Annotated in this window: 17 protein-coding genes and 1 tRNA gene; 13 read left to right on the forward strand and 5 right to left on the reverse strand. The window is 54.3% G+C overall.

What is annotated here, in order from left to right:
- Positions 1-12 precede the first annotated feature (12 nt).
- The 10 genes from PKY88_10020 (at position 13) to PKY88_10065 (ending at position 13,968) form a co-directional block, all read left to right on the forward strand.
- Positions 13-603: an acyltransferase gene (locus tag PKY88_10020; protein ID HOQ05536.1), complete on the forward strand. Its 591-nt coding sequence runs from the start codon at positions 13-15 to the stop codon at positions 601-603.
- On the forward strand, positions 600-1,775 hold the full coding sequence (locus tag PKY88_10025) for a glycosyltransferase family 4 protein (GenBank protein ID HOQ05537.1): 1,176 nt from the start codon (positions 600-602) through the stop codon (positions 1,773-1,775). The genes PKY88_10020 and PKY88_10025 overlap by 4 nt, the downstream gene beginning before the upstream one ends.
- Position 1,776: 1 nt before the next feature.
- On the forward strand, positions 1,777-2,949 hold the full coding sequence (locus PKY88_10030; protein ID HOQ05538.1) for a glycosyltransferase family 4 protein: 1,173 nt from the start codon (positions 1,777-1,779) through the stop codon (positions 2,947-2,949).
- Between the two features lie 3 nt (positions 2,950-2,952).
- Positions 2,953-3,975 carry a WD40 repeat domain-containing protein gene (locus PKY88_10035; protein HOQ05539.1) on the forward strand — a complete coding sequence of 341 codons (1,023 nt, stop codon included), beginning with the start codon at positions 2,953-2,955 and terminating at the stop codon, positions 3,973-3,975.
- Positions 3,976-4,002: 27 nt separating this feature from the next.
- Positions 4,003-5,292: a 3-hydroxyacyl-CoA dehydrogenase family protein gene (locus tag PKY88_10040; protein ID HOQ05540.1), complete on the forward strand. Its 1,290-nt coding sequence runs from the start codon at positions 4,003-4,005 to the stop codon at positions 5,290-5,292.
- A gap of 439 nt (positions 5,293-5,731) precedes the next feature.
- Positions 5,732-6,964 (forward strand): acetyl-CoA acetyltransferase, encoded by a 1,233-nt coding sequence (locus PKY88_10045; protein HOQ05541.1) that lies wholly within the window; start codon positions 5,732-5,734, stop codon positions 6,962-6,964.
- A gap of 22 nt (positions 6,965-6,986) precedes the next feature.
- Positions 6,987-9,494 (forward strand): GNAT family N-acetyltransferase, encoded by a 2,508-nt coding sequence (locus PKY88_10050; protein HOQ05542.1) that lies wholly within the window; start codon positions 6,987-6,989, stop codon positions 9,492-9,494.
- 22 nt (positions 9,495-9,516) lie between these two features.
- Positions 9,517-10,539 carry an MraY family glycosyltransferase gene (locus tag PKY88_10055; GenBank protein HOQ05543.1) on the forward strand — a complete coding sequence of 341 codons (1,023 nt, stop codon included), beginning with the start codon at positions 9,517-9,519 and terminating at the stop codon, positions 10,537-10,539.
- Between the two features lie 176 nt (positions 10,540-10,715).
- Entirely contained in the window at positions 10,716-12,710 is a 1,995-nt protein-coding gene (locus PKY88_10060; GenBank protein HOQ05544.1) for a right-handed parallel beta-helix repeat-containing protein, read from the forward strand.
- A 121-nt stretch (positions 12,711-12,831) separates the two neighbouring features.
- The gene (locus PKY88_10065; GenBank protein HOQ05545.1) at positions 12,832-13,968 is read left to right on the forward strand and encodes a KamA family radical SAM protein; all 1,137 of its coding nucleotides are present in this window, start codon (positions 12,832-12,834) and stop codon (positions 13,966-13,968) included.
- On the opposite strand, the gene PKY88_10070 is transcribed toward PKY88_10065, so the two are convergent.
- The 5 genes from PKY88_10070 to PKY88_10090 all read right to left on the reverse strand — a co-directional run bounded on the left by PKY88_10070 (position 13,916) and on the right by PKY88_10090 (position 17,243).
- A complete protein-coding gene (locus PKY88_10070) occupies positions 13,916-14,710 on the reverse strand; it encodes a VanZ family protein (protein ID HOQ05546.1) in 795 nt (264 codons plus the stop codon). The genes PKY88_10065 and PKY88_10070 overlap by 53 nt on opposite strands.
- A gap of 12 nt (positions 14,711-14,722) precedes the next feature.
- Entirely contained in the window at positions 14,723-15,685 is a 963-nt protein-coding gene (locus PKY88_10075) for a hypothetical protein (GenBank protein HOQ05547.1), read from the reverse strand.
- A gap of 13 nt (positions 15,686-15,698) precedes the next feature.
- Positions 15,699-16,466: an imidazole glycerol phosphate synthase subunit HisF gene (gene hisF, locus PKY88_10080; GenBank protein ID HOQ05548.1), complete on the reverse strand. Its 768-nt coding sequence runs from the start codon at positions 16,464-16,466 to the stop codon at positions 15,699-15,701.
- Positions 16,460-17,080, reverse strand: a complete 621-nt coding sequence (gene hisH / locus PKY88_10085; protein ID HOQ05549.1) for an imidazole glycerol phosphate synthase subunit HisH — start codon at positions 17,078-17,080, stop codon at positions 16,460-16,462. The genes hisF and hisH overlap by 7 nt, the downstream gene beginning before the upstream one ends.
- 76 nt (positions 17,081-17,156) lie before the next feature.
- Positions 17,157-17,243, reverse strand: a tRNA-Ser gene (locus PKY88_10090).
- Positions 17,244-17,584: 341 nt separating this feature from the next.
- Here PKY88_10090 and PKY88_10095 point away from each other — a divergent pair.
- The 3 genes from PKY88_10095 (at position 17,585) to PKY88_10105 (ending at position 23,661) form a co-directional block, all read left to right on the forward strand.
- Positions 17,585-19,201, forward strand: a complete 1,617-nt coding sequence (locus PKY88_10095) for a hypothetical protein (protein HOQ05550.1) — start codon at positions 17,585-17,587, stop codon at positions 19,199-19,201.
- A 198-nt stretch (positions 19,202-19,399) separates the two neighbouring features.
- Positions 19,400-20,659 carry a hypothetical protein gene (locus PKY88_10100; protein ID HOQ05551.1) on the forward strand — a complete coding sequence of 420 codons (1,260 nt, stop codon included), beginning with the start codon at positions 19,400-19,402 and terminating at the stop codon, positions 20,657-20,659.
- Positions 20,653-23,661: a TonB-dependent receptor gene (locus tag PKY88_10105; protein HOQ05552.1), complete on the forward strand. Its 3,009-nt coding sequence runs from the start codon at positions 20,653-20,655 to the stop codon at positions 23,659-23,661. The genes PKY88_10100 and PKY88_10105 overlap by 7 nt, the downstream gene beginning before the upstream one ends.
- Positions 23,662-23,674 lie beyond the last annotated feature (13 nt).

The raw sequence follows: 23,674 nt of genomic DNA on the forward strand, positions 1-23,674 counted from the left end.
TGGGGGAATCTTATGTTTAAAAGAATTGTTTTTCATCTTTTTTATCAGTTTCGCCGTTCACTTCCGATTTGGCTGGTGCAACTCCTGACGGACTGGCTGCCGGACATCCGCATTACCCTCCGTCTTCGCGGGGCGATGCTGCGTCCGTTTCTGGGCCGATGCGGCCGGGGGCTTCTTGTAGCCCGCCGTGTGACATTTCTGAATGCGCACGGCATCCGCATCGGGCGGGATGTTTATCTGGCGACCGGCTGCTGGATTGACGGCATCGGCGGCTTAACCATCGAAGACGAGGTCAAACTCAGCCCATATGTGGTCCTGACAACCAGCTCTCACTGCTTCCGGAACAACTCTGTCTGCGGCGGCGGCTCCCGAACCGCCCCGGTTCGAATCGGCCGTGGCTCCTGGCTGGCCTCTCACGCAGTTGTGGTCAGCGGCGTCTCCATCGGCTCCGGGGTGATTGTCGGGGCCAACGCCGTAGTAACCAGGGATATTCCGGACAATGTGTTTGCGGCCGGCGTGCCGGCTCGTGTCATTAGCCCTCGGGCTGATCAGACCCCCAACGTGTTTTCGCGAGACGATATTCTAAAGGAACAACAAGCGTGAACCAGACATCCAAGCCGGCTCTCTGCATTCTGACCACGGTTTCGGAGTCAATTCGTTTTTTTTACAAAGGGCAGATTGATGCCCTGCTGAAAGCCGGCTTTGATGTCACGGTTATCTGCTCCTATGACGAAACCCTTCCAACCGAATTGCCGTCGAACGTTCGGTATCTTCCGGCCGAGTTTTCACGATTGATTACGCCCTGGAAGGACCTTCGGGCCTTATGGCGGCTGGTCAGGATTTTTCGAACCCATCGGTTTGCCATTGTCCAATACAGCACTCCCAAGGCCTCACTGCTCGGGTCCATTGCATCCTTCCTGACGGGTGTGCCTTGCCGACTTTATCTGCTCTGGGGGCTTTATTATATGGGCCAGACCGGCACCTGCCGACTTCTGTTGAAAACCTTTGAAAAATTAATCTGTGCCCTCAGTCATCAGGTCCTCCCGATTTCTCACGAAATGGTTGGTTTTCTGGAGCAGGAGCGGATTACCCGCCGTCAGAAGTGCGCTGTTATTCTAAACGGCAGCGCCTGCGGCGTTGATTTAGAGCGTTTTTGTCCGGATTCGGTCAAAACGTACCGTAAGCAGATTCGAGAACGCTACCAAATACCCGAGGAGGCTGTCGTCATTGGGACGGTTGCTCGGTTAACCGGAGATAAAGGGATTCACGAACTGCTGGCGGCTTTTGAGCAGCTCCAACGCGAAAACCCTTCTGTTTATCTGCTTCTGGTCGGCCAACAGGAGGAAAAAGACAGATTGCATCCGGAAGCTGAAGAACTCATTCGTTCTCATCCGTCAATTCGCTGCACCGGTTGGCAGCAGGACCCCGTCCCCTTTTATGCAGCGATGGACATTTTCTGTTTGCCGACCTATCGGGAAGGATTCGGGGAGGTCAATCTCGAAGCCCAGGCCATGGCCCTGCCGGTGGTTTCCACGGATGTCATCGGCCCGCGTGAGTCCGTTCAGAGCGGCACGACGGGGTTTTTGGTTCCGCCCAAGGAGGTTCCCGCTTTGAAAGAAGCCCTGGCAAGACTGGTTCAGGATGCCTCCCTTCGCAGCCGGATGGGACAGGCCGGACGCCGACGGGTCGAGCAGATGTTCGACCGCAAACAGTGGATTGAGGAAATGGTCCGTCATCGCCTGGCTTGTCTGAACCAGATAAACCTTCCTCGCTAAAATGTTGGAAAAGACAAAAATTGCTTTTGTTTCCACAATCCCGAATACCCTTTTCTTCTATATTGAGCTGCTCAAAGCGCTTCAAAACGCAGGGGCTCGGCTGACACTGATCACGTCGGAAAATCCGTTTTTGGAAAAATTGACTGCGCAGCTGGATTGTCAGGCCGAGCGTGTGCCGTTCTCGCGTTTCCTTTCCCCGATTCGAGATTGGCAGACTTTGTGCAGACTTACAGAGCTCTTTCGGACAAATCGTTTTGATTTGGTTCATGCCCATACGCCCAAGGCCGGTTTTCTGTCAATGAAAGCTTCTGCAGCGGCGTCCGTGCCGGTGCGCCTTTATACCATTCACGGTCTGGTGGGTGATACGGCCTCTTTCTGGAAAAGGCAGATTTTTTCTTTTTGTGAAAAACAGGCCTGTCGGTGTGCACATCAGGTCCTGGCCGTCAGCCCCAGTCTCCGGCGGCAGCTTGTAGAAGAAGGCCTTTGTCCGGCGGGGAAGGTATCGGTCCTTCGGGACGGCAGCGCATGCGGAATCGATGTGGACGGCCTTTACGTCCCGACGGAAGCGGTTCGGCAGGAAGCCCGGCGGATTCGAGAGCATTTTCAAATCCCGGCCGAGGCGGTTGTTCTCGGTTTTGTCGGACGGCTCACCCCTGAAAAAGGCATTCCAATGCTGCTGGATGTCTTTGGAAGATTGGCCCGGAACAATCCGCTGCTTCATCTGCTGATGGTGGGCAGAATGGATGAAGTCCGTGAAAAACTGGATGTCCGCTCCTTGTCGCTGATTCGCGAACACCCGCGGATTCACTGGGCGGGTCATATTCCTTTTCCCGCGGCGTATTATGCAGCAATGGACATTTTTGTGATGCCCTCCCGGCGTGAAGGGTTCGGAATGTGCAACATCGAGGCAGCGGCGATGGGAGTGCCGGTTGCTGCTTCCCGCATTACAGGATGTGTGGATTCCGTTCGTGAGAATATGACGGGTCTGCTTTTTCAAAGAGATGACCCCCAGGATTTGGCCCGATGTCTGATGCGGCTGATTGATGACCCTCAGCTGCGGAGAAAGATGGGTGAGGAAGGCACCCGCTGGGTGCGGGAACGTTTTTCCTCCCGCCTGCTTGTGCAGGAGCATCTTCATTTGTACGAACGTCTGCTTGCTCAAAGAGGGAGTTAGAGAATGGCTTTTCTGAAAAACAAGATTTTTCATGTGCTGGCCGTTATTGTGCTGGTTCAAGTTCTGATTCTGTATCTGAATTATCGCCGGCAGGATCGGATTGTCCTGAAGATTCCCAACAACCAGGGCATTGAGGAGCTGTGGACGCGGGACAGCCGTCTGATTGCCGCAGAAATGGGCCGCGGATTTCACATTTTCGACTGGTCCAATCTTCCGGCGGCCCGCCGGGAATTGTCGGCGGCTTTTTATCCATCTGTTCTTCTGCCGGATGAACGGATTCTTTCCGTCAAAGATAAGCGAGGTCTGGTGCTGGAGAACTCGCCGGGCCGAACGCTCTGGATTCCTTTGTCCGGACAGCCCGCCGAAGTGCTTTTGGTTTCGGATTCCGCCTGTTCGACCATCATTCTGGCCTGTCAATATCTCAATGACCAGAGCAGCGAATATCGCTTCCAAAAAGTCGATTTGCAGCAGGAAATCCTCCTGAATCTGGCAGAGCTTCAGGGCGGGCGTGATTTTCTGATTCGGCGGCTTTGTGTATCCGACGCCCAGGACAAACTGATCATGGCCGGCACCAAAGACAACAAGGCCTATTTGGCCCTGATAGAAATCCCCGGCGAACGAGTGGTTTGGGAAAAAATCTATCCGGAGGAGATGGAATTTTATTCCGTCTGTTTTCTGGACAATCCGCCGCTGATTTTTGCGGGCTCGCGGGATGGAGCGGTCAGCCGGATTGACGCTGCCGACGGCCGTCTCATCAAGACCCTTCCGCTGGTTCCTCTTCATCCGGGGCAAACCAAACTGCGGACGATTCAGCGGGTCGTGCTCAGCCCCGATCGCAAGATTTTAGCGGCCTCGTGCGACCCGTCGTTTTATTTGATTGATGTCGAAACGTGGCAGCTGCGGCGGAAGATGGATGTATCGCACAAAATTATCAGCGGGGTGGTTTTTTCGCCGGACGGCCGGTATATCGCCACGTCGGATATCCGCGGCAGCGGCATTATTGAGATATTTGATTTGTCGAAATAACAGCCAAGACTTTTTTAGGGAACAAACGTGGAACGAACGATTCAGACAGTCGCAGTGCTCGGAGCCAGCGGTACCGTCGGGTCGCTGACGGGCGGACTTCTGGCCCAAAACGGTTTGCGGGTGTACTTTCTGAGCCGCACGCGCGAAGGCTCCCAAAAAGGGCTCGAAAAGGCGATTGCTCAGGCCCGCTCGGAGGTTATCGCAGACAATATCATCTGCGGGGACTATGATTCGATGCTTTCGGAAGCTGTCTCCAAAGCGGACTGGATTCTGGAGAGTGTGGCAGAGGACTTGTCCGTCAAGCAGGCGATGTATGAGCGGCTGGAGCCGCTGCGCCGCCCGGGCACCATTGTCAGTTCCGTCACCAGCAGTCTGGTGCTCGAGGACCTGCCGAAAGGCCGTTCAGAGGATTTTCAAAAGCATTTTCTCTCGACTCATTTTTACAACCCGCCGAGCAAAATGTCCGCTTGTGAAATCTGCGGCCAATCGAAAACCGACCCGGCTTTGGTGAAGTTTATGGCGGACTTTCTGCATCGCCGGCTGCGGCGTGCGGTGATTCCCGTCCTTCCGACTGCCGGGTTTGCCGGCAACCGCATCGCCTTTCTGCTGTTTGCCCGGATTACGGAACTGGCCGCCGAATACGGGGTGGAGATGATGGATTATCTGATCGGTCCCTACACCGGCCGAGTGATGGCCCCGCTGGCGACGATTGACCTGGTCGGCCTGGATATTCATAAGGCCATTATCCAGAGTCTCCAGACCCATACCCGCGATGCCCTGCATGCCAAACTGGTGCTTCCGGACTATCTGGAGAAAATGATTGAGCAGGGGCATTTGGGCCGAAAGACGCGGGATAAGGGCGGTTTTTACAAGCGTCTCGAGAGCGGCCAATACGAGTATATCGACCCGAAAAGTCTGACCTATATCCCGTCTTTTCAGCCGCACGTCCGGTTTGTTGAAGAGGCCAAGCAGCTGATTCATATCGGACGCTATCGGGATGCCTTTGAGCATATTCGGAAGGCCAAAGGGACCGAAGCGGGGCTCGTTCAGGAGATTCTGGCGACCTATATTGCCTATTCTTATATGCTCGTCGGGGAGGTCACGGAACAAAAGTACGGCATCGAGGGCATCGACCGTGTGATGATGACCGGTTTTAACTGGGCCTCTCCGAGTCTGCTGGTTTATATGCTCGGCGGCAAAGAGAAAACCGCCGAGCTGCTGGCTTCCAAAGGTCTGCCGATGCCTGATTCGCTGCTGGAGGATACTGTTTGGGAACGTTATCCGTTTAATGCAGGGCGGTATTTTCCTGCCAAGTAATCAACAATGAAGAATGGAGAATGAAGAATTACGAAAAATGCTGAGAATATTCGAGACCGCAGCTTCGATTTTTCCTGTCGGATTGTGCGTTTGTGCCGGTATTTGATGAAACAGGACCGAATGAACGGTCTTTTGTCGGGACAGCTCGTTCGAGCCGGAACTTCGATCGGAGCCAATCTGGAAGAGACTCAGGCAGCCCAAAGCCGAGCAGATTTTATTGCGAAATGTCAGATAGCACTCAAAGAGGCGAGAGAAACAAATTATTGGCTCCGACTGTTTCAATCAACCGGGCTGGTTTCTGAGAAGACAAGATAGGAATCTGCTGAAGGAATCTCATGAAATCATTTCTATTTTGACTGCGATTGTGAAAAATTCAAAACGTGCGAAAGGTTGATTTCTTCATTCTTCATTCGTAATTCTTACTTAAGGATTGGATCACATGAGCCGACAAAACGTTTACATTTTAGGCGGTTATCAGACCGATTTTGCCCGCAACTGGGCACGGGAAAACAAGCATATCAGCGCGATGATGCGGGAGGCCTTTGAGGGCTCACTGGCCGTGACCCGCATAGAGCCGCGGGACATTCAGGCGGCCTTTATCGGCAACTTCGCCGCCGAATTGTACTGTATGCAGGGGCATTTAGGGGCCTTTTTTGTCGATTTTGACCCGTCCTTTCGGGGGCTGCCGACCTGCCGGTTTGAAGGGGCCTGTGCCTCCAGTGCTCTGGCGGCTCTGTCGGCGATGGCTCACATCCAGGCGGGCCTGTATGACTGTATCGCCGTCGTCGGGGTCGAGCAGATGAAGACCGTCTCGCCGGCCAAGGGGGGCGACTATCTGGGGACGGCGGCCTGGTACGAGCGGGAATCGGCCGGCATCGAGTTTCCCTTTCCCAAACTGTTCGGCAAACTCGGCGATGTGTATGAGGCCCGCTACGGTCTGGACAATCGGCATCTGGCCCGGATTGCGGCGATTAATTATGCCAACGCCAAGCTCAATCCGAACGCCCAGACCCGCGATTGGTTTATGGATTATAACCATGCCTGCCGAACGGGACAGTATAACACCGCTATCGTCGGACGCATCAAGGTGACGGACTGTTCGCAGGTGACGGACGGGGCTGTCTGCATCTACCTGGCTTCGGAAAGCTTTGCCGCCGAGTATGCCCGCCGTCTGGGGCAGCCGCTTCAGACCATTCCGCGGATTCTGGGCTGGGGCCATACGACAGCGCCGATGGAGTTTGTGACCAAAATCGCTGAATCCGAAGGGCAGCCCTATGTTCTGCCCTGGACCCGCAAGGCGATTACCGATGCCTACCGGCGGGCCGGACTGAAGGACTGCTGGGATTTGGATGCCATTGAGACGCACGATTGCTTTACGACTTCCGAGTATATGGCGATTGACCACTTTGGGCTGACGGAGCCGGGGCAGTCATGGAAGGCGATTGAGGAGGGGGTCATTGAGATGGGCGGACGGCTGCCGATGAATCCGTCCGGCGGGCTCATCGGCTGCGGCCATCCCGTCGGGGCCACCGGTGCCCGCCAGCTGCTGGATGCTTATAAGCAGGTCACCGAAACCGCCGGCGACTATCAGGTGCCCGGCGCCCGCCGGGTCGCCACGCTTAATATCGGCGGCTCGGCGACGACCAACGTTGTGTTTATCGTCGGACGATAATTTTTTTTCAGATTCCTTCTCTATGACGAACGAACAGACAATTCAGATTGTACCGATGAAGGCTGAGCATGCACGGGATGTGGCACGCCTTCACATTGAGGGAATTCATCAGGGCTTTATCAGTTCACTGGGGGAGGAGTTTGTCACGGCGCTGTATGAAACACTGGCGGAAAGCGCTGAGAGTTTCAGTTATGTAGCTGTAGCAGACGGCAGGGTCGTCGGGTTTGCTTCGTTTACGACCAATTTGAGAAAAGTTTATCATTCTGTGCTTCGCAAACGCGGGCTGAAATTTGTCGGGCTTTTGCTTCGAAAGGTTTTTTCTGTTTTGGTGCTTTGCCGGATTCTGGAAACACTGCTGTATCCTCGGCGAATCGGCCGTCTGCGTCTTCCGGATGCCGAGCTGCTTTCGATCGGGGTGGCCGCAGACTGCCGCGGACAAAAACTCGGCAATCGTCTGATTGAGCGCGGCTTTCAGGAATGTGCGGCACGGGGGATTGAACGGGTCAAAGTGCTGGTGGCGGATTTTAATAAACCGGCGAATCGGCTGTACAGGAAAACCGGATTTCGCCTGGCGACTCAGATTGTCAACCACGGCATTGTCAGCAATGTTTATGTGGCGCCCGTCCGGTCCGTTGTTCCCGAAGAACACAGGCTGGTCTTCCGCTCCATGCGGCTGTCTGATGTGGACCAGGTGGTTACGATTCATCGGTTTTGTTTCCCGCCTTCCGTGTCGCTGTTTTCTGTGTTAAATCCGCATGTTGCCCGTCATTTGTATGCTCAGTATGTGGAGGAACAAGACAGCCTGGCGGTGGTAATGTATGATACAGCAACGGGGCTTGTGGCCGGATATGCCGCCGGAACACTTCGTCCGGGTTTCCAGAAGCGGTTTTTCAAACGGCACTGGTTTTTGGTCGGCTGGTATCTTTTCTGGGCTTTGGCGGCTCATCCTTCTCTGTTTGCCCGATTGGCTCGAACGATGCTCCGGCGGGAGCGGTTTGACGAATACCGCCGGCATCCTGAACAGTTTGAGAATGCGCCGCCCGCCGGGCCTGTGGGATACTTTATGCCGATTGCGCTGCATCCGGACTATCGGGGCGGAGGCAATGCCGTTCGTTTGGCTCGGGCATTAATGGATGAATTCTTCAAACGAGGGGTTGTCCGAATCCGCGGCAACAAAATCGATATAAACAATATCGCCAGCCGCAGACTGTTTGTGGAAAAGCTCGGCTGGAATTCCGCCGTCATAGAAAATGAATCGGTCGCCGTCTGGATTGACAGACCTGCGGCGGAGGAACTCAAACAGCAGCCGATGTTTCCGCCTGTGCCGCTTTCTTTTTCCCTTCAGCCGCCGCCGGCGTTCATTACCTACGGCTGGTGCCGTTCCTCCTATGCGGTTCTTTTTTCGCTGGGGCAAAAAGGTATAAACGTTCATGTAGGAGATGCCTCTTCTTTGGCCATGTGCCGTTTTTCCCGATACAGCCGTTCGTTTATCCGGCTGCCGGATTTCTTTCTGGAACCTGAACGCTACATCGATGCTCTCCTCAAAGCGCTCGAGCGGTCAGAGGCGGAGGTTCTTCTTCCATGCCATGAAGACATCGGATTAGTCAGCCGCTTCCGGGACCGGTTTCCCAGGTACATTCGGACTGCTGTGCCGGCATGGCAAACCTATCAGGTGGCGGAGGACAAGCTGGAATTGATGCGGCAAGCTGCAAACTTCGGCGTTCCGGTCCCGCAGACGTGCTCCGTTCAGTCGGAACACGAACTGGAAAAGGCCGTACGAGATTTCACCTGGCCGGTGATTCTCAAAACTCGTATCGGCAACAGTGCAAAAGGGGTAGCCGTTACTCACAGTTGGGAAGAGCTGAAGCAGCAGTTTCGATATTTGATTGACACCTATGAACTCGAAGAGGGCCGCTGGCCGTTTTTGCAGGAGTATCTGCCCGGAAGGGCGGCCGGTGTCTGCGCCCTCTATGACCGCGGCAAACCGCTGGCCTTTTTTGCGGAGGAATACCTCCGCTGCAAGGAACCGAATCGATTCGGGACCTCAACGATGAGAAAAACGCTCGAGGACCCTGTTCTTGTGGGACATGCTCAAAAGCTTCTCGGCGGTTTGGGATGGCACGGCCTGGCTCATCTGGATTTTATCCAAGATGCAGCGGGAACCTGGCGGCTGATCGAACTGAATCCCCGCCCCTGGGGGGCGATGGCGCTGGCTCTGTACGCCGGTGTGGATTTCCCCTGGCTGTGGTATCGTCTGGCCAAAGGAGAGGAAATGTCCTTTGCGGATTTTAAACCGCAGTCCCTTTTCTGCCGCTGGATTTTGGGAGATTTTTTTGCATTTGTGGAACTGCTCAAGAAGGGGCGTTTTTCGGAGGCCGGGCGGGTTTTTCTGCCTTATCGAAACTGCCGACACGATGATTTTCTGCTGACGGATCCGCTGCCGTTTGTCTTTCAGCATCTGGACTATTTTGTGAAATTCCTTAAATCCGGCGGCAGTCTGAATCCTGCCACGAAAAATATGGTTCGATAAACAATTTTTAAGACATACCGGTATGGATGGGCTGTGGATTTTTGTTTTGAGTTTGGCTGCAGGTTTGGCCGCGACCTGGCTAAGCCGCCGGCTGGCTTTGCGATTGAATATTGTGGACCGGCCGGACAACACCGTCAAAACGCACGGCCGGCCGATTGCCTATCTGGGCGGGCTGGGCATCTGGGTCGGCTTTGCCGTCGGAATGCTTTTACGTCTTGCGGGGGCGGAAAAATTTGCCGGGCTTGTCTGGTTTCTGGCTGCCTCTGTTTTGATTTGTCTGGTCGGTCTGGCGGATGATATTCTTTCGCTGTCTCCGGGCCGCAAAATCGCCGGACAGATTTTGACGGCGGCTTTGGCCGTCTTTTTCCTGAATCCGTATCTAAAGGAAGTTTTTCCGCATCTGCCAGCCCCCTTTGCGGCGGCGGTTTCGTTTGGTCTGCTGGTTTTTTTTGTTCTCGGAGCTTCCAACTCCGTCAATTTGCTGGACGGGCTGGACGGTCTGTGCGGAGGGGTGACCTTTCTGATTTGTATCGGATTTTTTTTGCTGGCGGCGATGAGCCGTTCGGCCTTCAGTTCTTTTCAGCAGACGCTGGCCTTGTCTTTGGCCGCCGCCTGTGCCGGGTTTTTGATGTTCAATTATCCGCCCGCTTCGATTTTTATGGGCGATGCCGGTTCGCTTTTGATCGGCTTTCTGCTGGCCTGTCAGATGATTTTGTTTCTGCTGCAGGGCCCGGCGGCTTTTCTGGCATCTCTGTTTATCTTCGGTCTGCCGATTTTGGATACTTCCGTGGCTATTCTTCGGCGGCTTCTGAATCGAAAACCCCTTTTTGTCGCTGACCGAGGGCATATCTACGATCAGCTGGTCGACCGGGGTTTTACAAAAACGCAATCCGTCTTGGCTTGCTATCTCCTGACAGCTCTGTTTTCCGCCGTCGGCCTTCTCGGGTTTCGACTCGGTCTTCGACCGGCCCTTCCTTTCTATCTTTTCACCATTCTCATCACCTTCTTCATCATCTGGAAAAAGGACTTTCTCCGGAAAGTCTGATTTTTCCTGCCGATGTTTCTGCTGATTTTCTGTCGGGTTCTTTTTGTTTTTAACAAGATAATATAGACACACAATGGTGTGATAAGGGATTGTATTGACGTGAAGTCTGACAAAAGATTAAAATGGGTTGATTCGAAAAAGCTTGAGAGGAGAAAAAGAAAAGGGGGTATTTTTTTATGAAATTGCTGCTTCTTCCCGCATCATTTTTCCTCGCCATGGGTTTGGCGTATTCGGGTCAATCGGGTGATTTAACCGAGGATGGGGTTGTGGACATCCAGGATCTTTCCGCACTTTCCCAATACTGGCTGTCTCAGGTTCCGTCTGTTCGGCATTATCCGGTTGCCGTGACAGTAGCCGCATCGAATGCTTCGCCGGAGGACAAGGCCTCCGCAGATTTTGTCTGCGACGGAGTCAATGACCAGGAAGAAATTATGGCAGCCTATCAGGTTCTTTTAAACAGGACGGCGGATGTACACATCGGCGGGGCTGTTCGGAATTTATACATCGGCGGCAAAATTGAACTTACGGCAGGGTGGTATAATATTGACGGGGCAATCAACATCACCGGGCCGGCTCCTGTGACGCTGGAAGGGGTTGGCTTCCAAAGTGATTGGCGCACATCGTCATTCTATGGTGCAGGTACCGTTCTGAAACTGAATTATTTGGGCACTCTTTTGAATTATGCATATACATCTGACCCGCCTACCGGCTGGTCCTGCGGGCAAATTCGCGGCATATGGTTTGATGGAAACAGCGCAGGTCTTTCCGGTGCTTACGCCAATGCTCCAGGTTTGACCTTCAGTGCAGGCATCCGGATTGCCTCCAAAGGGGATGTCCATATTACCGACTGCATGTTCGCCAATTTCGAACATGAGTGGGTGCTGTATTCGAGTGCTCATGGGATTTGGGTCGATCACTGCGATTTTGAAAACAGTTATCCAATCCGGGGAATTGTTTATTTAGATACATGGTCCGGTCTGAAGCGAGATTGGATCAGCAGTTGTCATTTTGCCCGCTGTGCCCAATCAACCTCTTTTCCGGCAGTCTATGGCATTTATGTGAATCATAATATGGTTTGGATTAGCAGCTGCAATTTTGAACGGATCAGCACGGATTGCTCGGAAACCGTGCCTTACGGGATTTATTTAAATAAGGCCGGAGATGTCAAAATCACGAACTGCACTTTTTCCTATGTGTGTGAGCCGACAGCCAAGCCTGCTCATGCGGCCGGAGCCGTCATTTATGCCTCGGCCTACAGCGGCGGGTCCAAAATCATCGGCAATACCTTTGAAAACAGCGCCGGGGCCGTCGGAGCCAGAGTTCTGTCGATTAACGCCCCGGACATCATCGTATCCAGCAACACGTTCCATGCCTGCAATCTGACTTTGGATGCCTCTTCTGCGCTGTCTTCCGTCCTCGAACTTCTTTCCGATGCCCGGCGAATCAAGGTTGCCGACAATATTGTGCAGCAGTGTCTGGATAATCCCGCCGGCTGCGGCATTCGCATCAGCGGGGCCAAACAGATATCCCTGACCGGAAATATCATCAGTTCTCTGCCTTCGGATGCAGTTTGGATTCAAAGCGGCAGCGAAGATATTCTGCTTCAGGGCAACAGCGGGTTCGCCTGGGGTGGTGACGGCTCTTTTGTACGTCTGGAGCGAAACACCAGGCATATTTCCATTCTCAGCAATCAGGCCGATGGAACCATCAGTGCATCAGCCCGCAGCGGGGCTTTTCTCTGGGCGGCCGCCGGCTCGCAGGGATTGGTCGAGAATCTCTGCTTATCCGGAAATCATGTATACAATGTCGACCATTCTTTTCATCCGAATACGGATTGGGCATCGGTAAGGGAATTCACCGCGTCGGCCAACAAAGGGTTGAATGCAGTTTTCAGCGGTCCTTGCGACAGTGTCTTGCCTCCGCTTCCGATGGCGGCATTCGATACATCTTCGGGCCCCATCAGCGCGGTTCTGATGGATGGTTCCCAACCCGGTGAAATCTGTTACTTCGAGATGAAAGAGGGTACTGCGTCTGTCAATCTGACAGTCAATCCATCCAATTCTCAGGCAGCCCGCATTTATGTATTTGACGCAATTGGGGAAAATCTGATGATGCTCTGGAACGGATCGGTTTGGATAGAACTGCAAAAAACCTGCGGGCAGATGGAGTAACGGTTCATTCAGAATTTTTTCTGAAAATTTCTTTTTTTTGCGCTGAATTTCTGGAGTCCTGTTTCGTTTTCTGGTAAAATCACAAAGAGAACGATAACTGCAGATTCCTGAGGGGGTTTGTATGAAGACGGGGAAAGTCCGCTACTGTACAGACATCCGGCAGATTTCTTTTTTGTCAGAAAAAGAAAAAACCCTCATGGAACCGGTCGTCGAGCGATTTCCCTTCCGGGCCAATGACTACTATCTTTCCCTGATTGACTGGAATGACCCCGCTGACCCGATTCGGCGAATGATTGTGCCCAGCGCCGATGAACTGGAGCCGTGGGGCCGTCCTGACCCCTCTGATGAAAGTACCTATACCGTGATGCAGGGGGTCGAACACAAATACAACACAACGGTTCTGCTTCTGGTCAGCGAGGTCTGCGACGGCATCTGCCGCTACTGTTTCCGCAAGCGGCTCTTTGCCCGCCAGAAGCAGGAGGTTCTCCGCGATTTGCCGGCCGCGCTTGACTATATCTGCGCGCACACCGAGATTACCAACGTGCTGCTGACCGGCGGCGACCCGTTTATCCTGACCACACACAAACTGGAACAGATTATTGCGCCGCTGCGTCAGATTCCCCATGTTCAGATTATCCGCATCGGAACGCGCATCCCCGTTTTCAATCCCTTGCGAATTCTTGAGGACAATGATTTACTCTCCCTGATTGAGAAATATTCTCTGCCGGACAGGAAAATCTACATTATGACCCACTTCTGTCATCCGCGCGAATTAACTACGCAGGCCCTCGAGGCCGCCCACCGGCTTCAGAAGGCCGGAGCCGTTCTGTGCAACCAGTGCCCGCTGATTCGGGGCGTCAATGACAACCCCCAAACCCTGGCTCTGCTGATGCAGAAGTGCTCCTTTGCGGGGATTGTGCCGTATTATCTGTTCCAGTGCCGGCCTGCTCTGGGCAATCATGCCTATACCGTGCCGATTGAAGAGGCCTATGACATTCTTCGTCAGGCCAAGTCAATGGTCTCTGGTCTGGCCAAACGGCTGCGCTTTGTGATGTCTCATTCGACCGGCAAGCTTGAAATCATCGCCAAGACCGATGAATACACATATTTCAAATACCACCGTGCTGCCAATGATGCCGACAGCAGCCGGGTTCTGATCTGCCGTTCCAATCCGAAGGCCTGCTGGCTGGATGATTATGAAGAAGTCATTCACGATTACCCGCCGGAGCGTCCGTATCATTTTTACGGCCCGGAGTAAACACCTGCCTGCCCTCTGATTTGTCATCCCACGGCCGCCTGGACAGCACCGCCGTTGAGATGACCAGCGAAGAGACAATTGCAAAGAACGCTGCAAAAAGACACATTCGGTCGGGCTCTCTATGTACAAACCGACCCTCGAGCCAGATTCCAAACACCAGCAGCATCGGCACGGCTAAGCCCTTCAGAAATCCGCGCAGGGTTCGGACAGGTCTTTTTCGCGACAGAAAGTGCATCCAGATCAGAGTAAACGCCGAATAAGCCGTAAAGTGAAAAAACATTTCGAGATGCATCTCTGGCTGCAGAAAAAGAAGATTCGAATGATTCTGGATGAAAAGAATAAACAGAGCTGAGACTGCCGGCAGGGCCGGCCAGAAACTGAAAAATGTCAGAATTCCAAGCCCGGCTCCGATCCCGGCAAGATTGGCCGCAAAATCCCGCCAATCCGCCGAACGGCCGATGAACGGACGGCCCTGAAGCCATTCATCAAAGGCCGCATAGCCGGCCAGCCCCAGCAAAACCATCCACACAAGAGGCCGATTCCAGCGAACTTTTTCGTAAGGACTGAATGCCAGCCAGGTCAGAAAAGCCAGGGCCAGGTACGCCGCAAAGTGCATCAGTTTGTCGGACATTCCGCTGCGGCGGGCAATTTCCGGTATCGGAATGTGCGTCAGCCAGAAAAGCAGCGGCCAGTAAATCCCAGCCGCAAGCAGAATATATTGATGTCGCCTTTTCAAAGCCATGGGGGCCTGCTGTCAGATTCCGCCTGATGGTTCCGTATGGGGCGGCTGAATCGGCGGCAGTTCAGTGTTTTTGAACCAGAGGTTGTAAGCCGGACCGAACTGGGCCAGAAAATCCAGGGCATAAGCACGCCGAAAGACTAACAGCGGAAGCAGAAGAACAGACATCAGATAAGACCCGACAAAAGGGATAGCGGCCGTACAGCAAATACAGCAGGTCAGACCGAGCAGCAGCATTGTGAGAATGGCAATCGCCGTATTCAGAAGAGCCTGAAACAGGAAGTACAGAAAAAATTTTCCGGGAAATTCACGGAGCAGAAGGAGCAGTTCGCTCCAGGCCTGAATGGCTTTGCACTGCCGCAGCATCATCAGCGGTGCCGCAAAATCAGCCGTAAAACAGAATACAATGGATTGAAGCAGAACCAGCAAAATCAGAAGGGGCAGACCGACCGCTAACAGCATTCCGCCGGCAGCGCTTTCCATACCGCCTCTGAACAAAAGAGCGGTGGAAACGATGAAGAAAAGAATCAGCGGCAGCAGGCAAAGCATTACACCCACTGCCAGAGCCAAGGAGAAAAAAAATAAACTGTTTCCCTGTCCGGCGTACATACGCCAAGGGGCTGCAATCGCAGGCTGATTGGAAACAATGCCGTGAAGAAACAGAAAAACCCCTCGGGATTTGACCCAGAACAAAAACACCAGAAACGCCAGAAGAAGCACCCCGCCTGTTATTATCAGGGGAATCAGCCAACCTGGAATGCTTTCAAACGGCGTCCTCCAGGTCTGTGATTCTGTACATCGTCCGCCAAACCGGTTGAATCCAAACCCGACGTTTCCGGGCAGTGCAGCCAGCCATGCACAAAATCCGTGCATGGCCCACTTTTTCAAATCAAATGGGAAAAGGATGCATCTGGTTTTTTTAATGGCCGTGGTGACCGGTTTGATAATTCGTATCGAAAGAGATTCGGCAGACTCCATTTCGCTCCTCCTTTCAAATCGGCCGGATGGGAATCCCCCGTTGGGCCAGATAGTCTTTAACCTGCCGGATGGAATAGGTTCCGTAATGAAAAATTGATGCCGCCAGCACGGCATCGGCTCGGCCTGCTTCAATCACCTCGGCCATGCTCTCGAGCGTGCCGGCCCCGCCGGAGGCAATGACCGGAATCTCCACCGCCTCTGCAATCGCTTTCGTTAAGGCCACATCATACCCCGCCTGTGTGCTGTCGGCGTCCATGCTGGTCAGCAGGATTTCCCCTGCCCCCAGCTCCTGAGCCCGCACGGCCCATTCCACCGCATCCAGCTCGGTCGGCTCTGACCCCGCCTTGATGCACACATGCCAGCGGTTTGTTCGTCCGGGGGTTCGTCGGGCGTCAATCGCCAGCACGACGCACTGGCTGCCGAACCGGTACGCCGCTTCCGAAATCAAGTGCGGATTGCGCACCGCCGCCGTATTGATGGAGCATTTGTCCGCACCGCTTCGCAGCAAAAGCCCGATTTCATCGGCGCTTGATATCCCACCCCCGACCGTGAAGGGGATAAAGACCCGCTCGGCCACCTTTTCCACCATCTCCACGATGGTTTTGCGGGAGCGAATCGTCGCCGTAATATCGAGGAAGACCAGCTCATCCGCCCCTTCCTCGCTGTAGCGGGCCCCCAGTTCCACCGGGTCGCCTGCATCCCGCAGATTGACAAAGTTCACCCCTTTGACAACCCGGTTGTCTTTGACATCCAGACAGGGGATGATTCGTTTGGTCAGCATACCGTCTGCTTCTCACAGAACCTTACGAAATTTTTCAAAAACTGCAGCCCGTCGGCCGCGCTCTTTTCCGGATGAAACTGACAGCCGAAGATGTTTTTTTTCTGCACGGCTGCGGGGATTTTGATTCCGTAGTGAGTGGAGGCAATCAGGGTTTCCGGGTCGGAAATCTCTGCATAGAACGAATGGGCGAATGCAAAATGCCTTCCCGGCCGCATATCCTCCAGCAGGGTCATTCCCTCCGGAATCTCCACATAATTCCATCCCATATGCGGAATTGTCAGCCCCAGATTTTGCGGAATCGGCACCACCTTGCCGCGGATAAGTCCCAGGCACCGATGCACACCCATCTCATAGGTTTCCTCAAACAGGATTTGATAGCCCACGCAGATGCCCAAGAGGGGCTTGCCCGCCAGAGCTTGTTCTTTAATGACCTCGGCAATCGGGGCGACATTCTGCATTGCATATCCGCTGGCCCCGACCCCGGGCAGAATCAGCCCGCGGGCCCGGCGGATGTCGGCGGGTTCGCACGAAACCTCTATCGGGGCGCCGATGTATCGGAATGCATTAATCACACTCCGCACATTCCCCACACCGTAATCAATTATCACCAGCATTTCACGAAACTGCCAAGCAGGAAAGAACGGCTTCCAAAGGAAATCCTCAGGGGCAGTCCTGAAGAGAAACAGCAAACGGAGAGGGCGGGATTCGAACCCGCGGTACCCCAAAGGGCACACTGGTTTTCGAAACCAGCTCGATCAGCCGCTCCGACACCTCTCCACGTCCGGCCGTATCGGCCTTCAAACCCCCTTACCATATCAGCTTCGTGGGTTTTTTGCAATCCGGAACGAAGGTTTTTCTGTTTGGTAAAAAAGGGGCTGAATTTTGTCTGTCAATTCTATTGTTTCGGCTTTAATGGGGGAATCCGCATAGAAAATATCGTTTATCTTTCTTCTCTTTTATCCTTTTTTAACATTCGATTCATTCTTGCCTAACAGCGTCCCTTTACAACGTTGCCCGTCTTTCTGCGGTGTGCACCGCAGTGGGTCGTGTGTGAAGTGTGTCCAAAACCGGTGTGTGTATGAAAAGCAGAGAAAGTATCAGAAACGAAAGGAAAAAGTATGAAGAAAGTCACAGCATATCTTTTGGTATGTGGGTTTCTGGCGGTCGGCATGGCGCGGGGGGCCGAAATCTTGGTTACCAGCCATATTGCCACCTCGACAACCTGGACGGCCGACAATACCTACAATCTGCAGAACCAGATTTATGTTCTGCCGGGTGCAACCCTGACAATTGAACCGGGAACTATTATTGCCAGCACGCCGACGGTGAATGGTTCCGGGTCTCTGGCGGTCTGCCGCGGAGGCAAAATCTATGCGGTCGGAACGGCCCTGAAACCCATCATCTTTACCTCGAAGAACGATGACTTCAAAACGTGGCGTCCGGCCTGCAATGAGTGGGGCAACCTGACCATTATGGGCAGAGCCATGATTTCCAACACCAACATCCTCAATCAGCAATCCTGCCCCCTCGGCTCCAACGTCTCTCCGATGGAAGGGCTTGTAGAGGAGTTCCCGGGCGACACGCGGGTTCTTTACGGCGGTAACGATGACGACGACGACAGCGGCTCGCTGATGTATGTTTCGATTCGGTACGGCGGGCGTGTGGTTGGTCTGGCCAACGAGCTCAACGGACTGTCGCTGGGCGGTGTCGGCCGCGAAACGGACATTGCGTACCTCGAAATTATGAACAACGTGGACGACGGCATCGAAATCTGGGGCGGAACCGTCAACCTCAAGTACGTGAGCATCTGGAACGTCGGCGATGACTATTTTGACCTCGACCAGGGCTGGAGAGGCAAGGCCCAGTTCGGCTTGATCGTTCAGGGATACAGTGCGGATGCCGCCCAGGGTTCCGGTGTAGCCGACCACTGCTTTGAGATGGACGGCGCCGAAAACTCCGATGCTCAGCCGGTTACGACGGCGAACATCTACAACTTTACGGCTATCGGACAGCCTCTGGCCGGTCGGGCCGGAACCGCCTGGAGAGGCAATGCCCGTGTCCAGTTCCACAACAGCATCTTTATGGACCTCGGCACGAACCTGGTTCGGTTTGACAACGCCAGCGACAATGACAACGGCTACGCTTACAATGGAACGCTCACATGGGCGGAGACCTGGACGACCAACTACAGCGAAGCATGGAACAAGTCCAACCCCAAGACCGGCGGACATCCGAATGTCAGCTGTGCAACAGCCGCCGACCTTCAGAAGATGTATCAGGCCCAGTCTTCCGGCAAGCTGGCTGAAATCAACTACTGCGTCTTCTACAGCAATTTGAACTCCGGTGCTTATTCCAACAGCAACGGCTACAACACTGTGGCCGGTCTGAGCGGCAGCAACTGCGTCGGAAACATCTTTGCTGCGCAGAGCCCGATTCGGGCCCTGGTTCGCGGGGCGGATGTGACCGCCGGCGGAAAGACCCTCAAGCCGGTTGTGTACATTGACCCCCGGGCGTCTAACGATGCTCTGACGGCAGCTCCGGCGGCTCCGGCCGACGGGTTCTTTACCCCGGTCACCTATCGCGGCGCCTTCAACGCTTATGACAACTGGCTGGTCGGCTGGACAGCGGCTTATCAGTACGGAATGACCGGCCTGCAGGGCGATGTCAACGGTGATGACCAGGTGAATCTGAATGATTTGTCCGTTCTCAGCGAGAACTGGCTCCTGAGTCTGTAAATTGAACTTCGCACCAGACTGGAAATAGGTATGGGGATGGCAGAAGACGGCTTCTGCCATCCTTTTTTGTTTCAGTCCGTTCTGGTCTAACCGAAACCTAATCGTTTCCAAATATACCGAACACAAAACCCGTATAAAGTCCCGCGAAATACTCAAGGTCTGTTAGACAAGCCCGGCTTGTCAGAAAAGGATAGAGCTATGAAGACGATTATCCGTTTGCTGTGGATTGGCATTCTGGCTGCCGCTGTCTGTGGAGCGGCTGGAAAGAAGAGCCAACCTTCTGGGGTTTTGAGCGAAGTTCCGGCGGAGGAATTGCAGGACCAGCCTCTGGAACCCTGGCGGCTCGAACTGCTGGATTTGGCATTTGAAACCGCCACAAAAATACCGGTCAAGCCGCATTTGAAAGACCGAAGCCGCACCCAGGCCATGGTGGCGGAAACCGCACTGAAATTGAACCAGCCCGGACGGGCCCATCGATATCTGAAAAGAATTGACAACTGGAGGCGGGGGGCCTGTCTGGCGGACTTGGCCGTGTATGCAGCCCGCTGCGGGAATGCCTCGCTGGCGGAACGGTATCTTCGCCAGGCCCGGGAAATTGCCGAAAAAGGCCTGCCCAATGCCTCTTCGGAGCCCGTTCAGGAATGGTGTCAGGACCTGATTCAATCCAAAATCGCTCAGGTGTATGCCCAGCTCGGGCAGCTCGAAACAGCCCTGAAAGCCCAGGAGGGGCTGGAACCCTCTCAGCGGGGGAAGATGCTGCTCGACGATGCACAGCTGCAGCAGAAGGACCTCTTCGACAAGGAAGTCCAGCGGCTTGAGTTGGAATTGAAACAAAACAATGAAGATGTCCGCAACAACGTCCTTTTTTCGTATGCACAAATGTACGACATGGTTTATGACCGCCAAGAGCAGCGGACTGAACTGGAAGAGAAAATCAGGAACGCCTGGTCGCCGCTGCCTGCCTTTCTGCGGATTCGGCTGCTTACGCAGCTGACGGAGTCCGCCCTGGAGCATAACGATTCCGCCAAAGCCCTCGAACTGCTCGAAGAGGCTCGGCAGCTTCTGGAAAAATATCAGTGGCCGGATGAGACGCAGTTTACCCTCGCGGCCCCCCTGGCGGCTCTTCGATACCGGGCCGGTCAGCGCCAGGAAGCCAAAAATGAGGCCCAGGCGCTTCTAAAAACCTATGAATCCAACAGACAGGCTATCTTCAATATTTATCGAGCGGCCGCTCTGCGGTCCTTGGCGGAGGCCTATGCAAACATGGACGACAAGGACGCCGCGCTGGCTCTTTACAAGAGAGCGGTTGAAGAAGGGGTCGAAAATCCCAATTCCCGTCCTCGGGCGGAGGACTTGGCGGCAACCTGCTGTTCGATGGTTCTTTCTGCGGTGGAACCGGATGCAGAATTGCGGGAACGGATTCGTCAGATTCACAAAGGATTGGGGCAGCCATGGTAAAACAGACGGCGTGCGGGGCTCTGGTCTGGCTGCTGTTGCTGGCTGCAGGACTTCCGGCTCGGGCCGCCGAGGGAATCGGCAGCATTCGCGGCACGGTCTATGACAGCGATTTCGGGATGCCCCTCGGGGCGGCCTCGGTTGTGATTGCAGAGCTCGACGCTTCTGTCCAGACCAATCAGGACGGCCAGTTTCTCTTTCCGGAAGTGGCGCCCGGAACTTATACCCTGATTGTTTCCAAATCCGGTTATACCCGTCTGGTTCGCTCCGATGTGCTGGTGCAGACCGGGCAGATGACGGAACTGAATGTGTCTTTAACCGGCGATTTTACGGATATTGAAGAATTTATTGTGGAAGACCTGCAGATGGGGGCGGGCACGGAAGCGGCGCTGCTGGACCTGCGGATGGAAAGTCCGGCCCTGATGGATTCCATCAGCGCCGATTTGATGAGCCGGGCCGGCGCCTCTGACGCTGCCAGCGCTCTGCGGCTGGTGGCCGGAGCCACCGTTCAGGATGGAAAATATGCCGTCATTCGCGGTCTTCCCGACCGATACGTTAATTCCCAGATGAACGGTGTGCGTCTGCCCACAGCCGATGCCGACAAACGGGCCGTCCAGCTGGACCAGTTTCCCGCTGCCGCCATCGAGAGCATCCAGGTCAGCAAGACCTTCACGCCCGATCAGCAGGGCGATGCCTCCGGAGGAGCGGTCAATATCATCCTAAAGGGGGTTCCGAACGAACGGACGCTCAAAGCGGATTATACCGCAAGCTGGGATTATCCTTCTGCAGGGAGCCGCTTTCTCGGGTATCGAGACGGGGGCGTCAACCGATGGGGCAAAGACGAAGGAGAACGGGATATTCAGTATGATCGGCTTGGAATGAACTGGACAGGGGCGGTCGGCGTCAGTCCCGCGGATGAACCACGTGATTACAAGTGGTCCTTGTCCGGCGGGGATAAGTTTGATCTGGCCGACGGAACCCGAATCGGCGGATTCGGCAGCTTCTTCTACGAAAAGGACAGCTCCTATAAGGAGGGACGGGATGATACCTACTGGGTCCGCAGTCCCGGTCAGCCGATGACGCCGCGTCAGTCGCAAATTGAAGGATGGGATGCCTTTAAAACCTCGCTCTGGGACATTCGGGAAAGCACCCAATCCGTTCAGTGGGGCAGTTTAGGCACCGCCGGCATCGAGCTGGAAGACCACCAGTTTTCTATTTTGTATCTTTATACGCGCGTAGCCGAGGACACCGCCACGCTGGCGGAAAATACACGGGGCAAGAAAAGTCTGCATCGATACTGGCCGAACTTTTTCGGGCCTGAATATGACAATTATGACCCGTATGACCCGGACCACCCCGGCAACGCCGAATCGCCGGATGCTTCTCCGTATCTGCGTTCGGAAACACTCGAATATACCGAACGCACCACCCGCACCCTCCAGTTCAGCGGGCGTCATACGCTGTTTGATTTGGATCTGAGTCTGGGCCGCTGGCTGCGAACTCTGCCGCCGGAGGTGGACTGGAAAATCGCCTACAGCTCCGCCGGGATGTATCAGCCCGACAAACGGATGTTCGGCACCAAATGGTATCCGCTGATTGAGGGCGGCCGGGTGGTTGGACAGCATCAGCCCTTTAAACCATCTGCCAACTTTACGATGGGCTATCTCCAGAGAGTCTGGAAAGAGATTACCGAGGACAGCGATCAATATCAGATTAATCTGAAACTTCCGTTTGAACAGTGGGGCGGCCAGGAAGGGTATCTGAAATTCGGGTTCTTTGAAGACACCATTACTCGACGGTACGATCAGGAATCGTTTGCGAATTTTGCCGACAACCGAATGGGCCCCAAAAAGCCGTGGGAGTTCTATTGGAGCAGTACATTTCCGACCGAAAATCACCCCATTACGGCCGGTCAGGTTGATGTGGACTATAAAGGTCTGCAAAAAATTTCCGCCTGGTATTATATGATGGATATGCCCCTGACCTCCCAGTTTAACCTGATTGGAGGCAGCCGGGTCGAAAAAACCACCCTCGAAATCATCAATGAACCGGAATCTCAGGTTTACTGGTATCCGAAAGGGTCTTATACCTCGGTAAAACTCAACCCCGGGGATGCGGATGTCTCCACGCAGCAGACGGATGTCCTGCCTTCTATCGGATTTCAGTATCGTCCGTGGGACCCGATTACGCTTCGCGGCTCGTACAGCGAAACCATTGCCCGCCAGACCCTGAAGGAATTGACCCCGATTATGCAGAGCGAGTACCTGGGCGGCGATGTCTTTATCGGGAATCCGGACCTGCAGACCAGCTCTCTGAAAAATTACGACCTGCGGCTGGATTACACCCCGTATGCGGGCAGTCTCGTTTCGCTCTCCTGGTTTCATAAAAAGGTCAAGGATCCCATCGAGTATGTCCAGCGGGTTACGGCCTCGTTCGATTACACGACCGCCGTCAATTATCCGGAAGGCCAAATGAGCGGCTATGAATTGGAACTCCGTCAGGACCTGGCCCGTTTTTGGGAAAGTATGAACGGCCTTTCCGTCGGGGGCAACGCCACGCTGATCAATTCCGAGGTGACACTTCCGCCTGATGAGGCCGCGCGGTTCAATCATCCCAATGTTCGTGCGCCGATGACCAAGCGGGATATGACCAATGCCCCGGCCTATCTTTACAATATCTATCTGACTTATGATGTACCCGAAGTCAAAACGCAGCTGGCCCTGTTTTATACGGTGCGCGGCGATACCCTCGTGGCCGGTGCCAGTCCGGGTGCCGGTCAGACCCGCGTGCTGATTCCCAGTCTCTATGAAACCGAGTACGGCACGCTCAATTTCAGTCTGACCCAGCCCCTCGGGTCCATCTGGAAACTGAAGTTTCAGGCCAAGAACCTGCTCGACCCGGAAATCAAAACGGTGTACCGCTCCAAATATATCGGAGACGATGTAACCAAGAGCTCATATCGGAAGGGAATGGAGTTTTCCATTAGTCTGAGCGCTTCTTTTTAGGACGCAGCAGAGC

The organism is Anaerohalosphaeraceae bacterium, from assembly GCA_035378985.1.
GTDB lineage: Bacteria > Planctomycetota > Phycisphaerae > Sedimentisphaerales > Anaerohalosphaeraceae > JAHDQI01.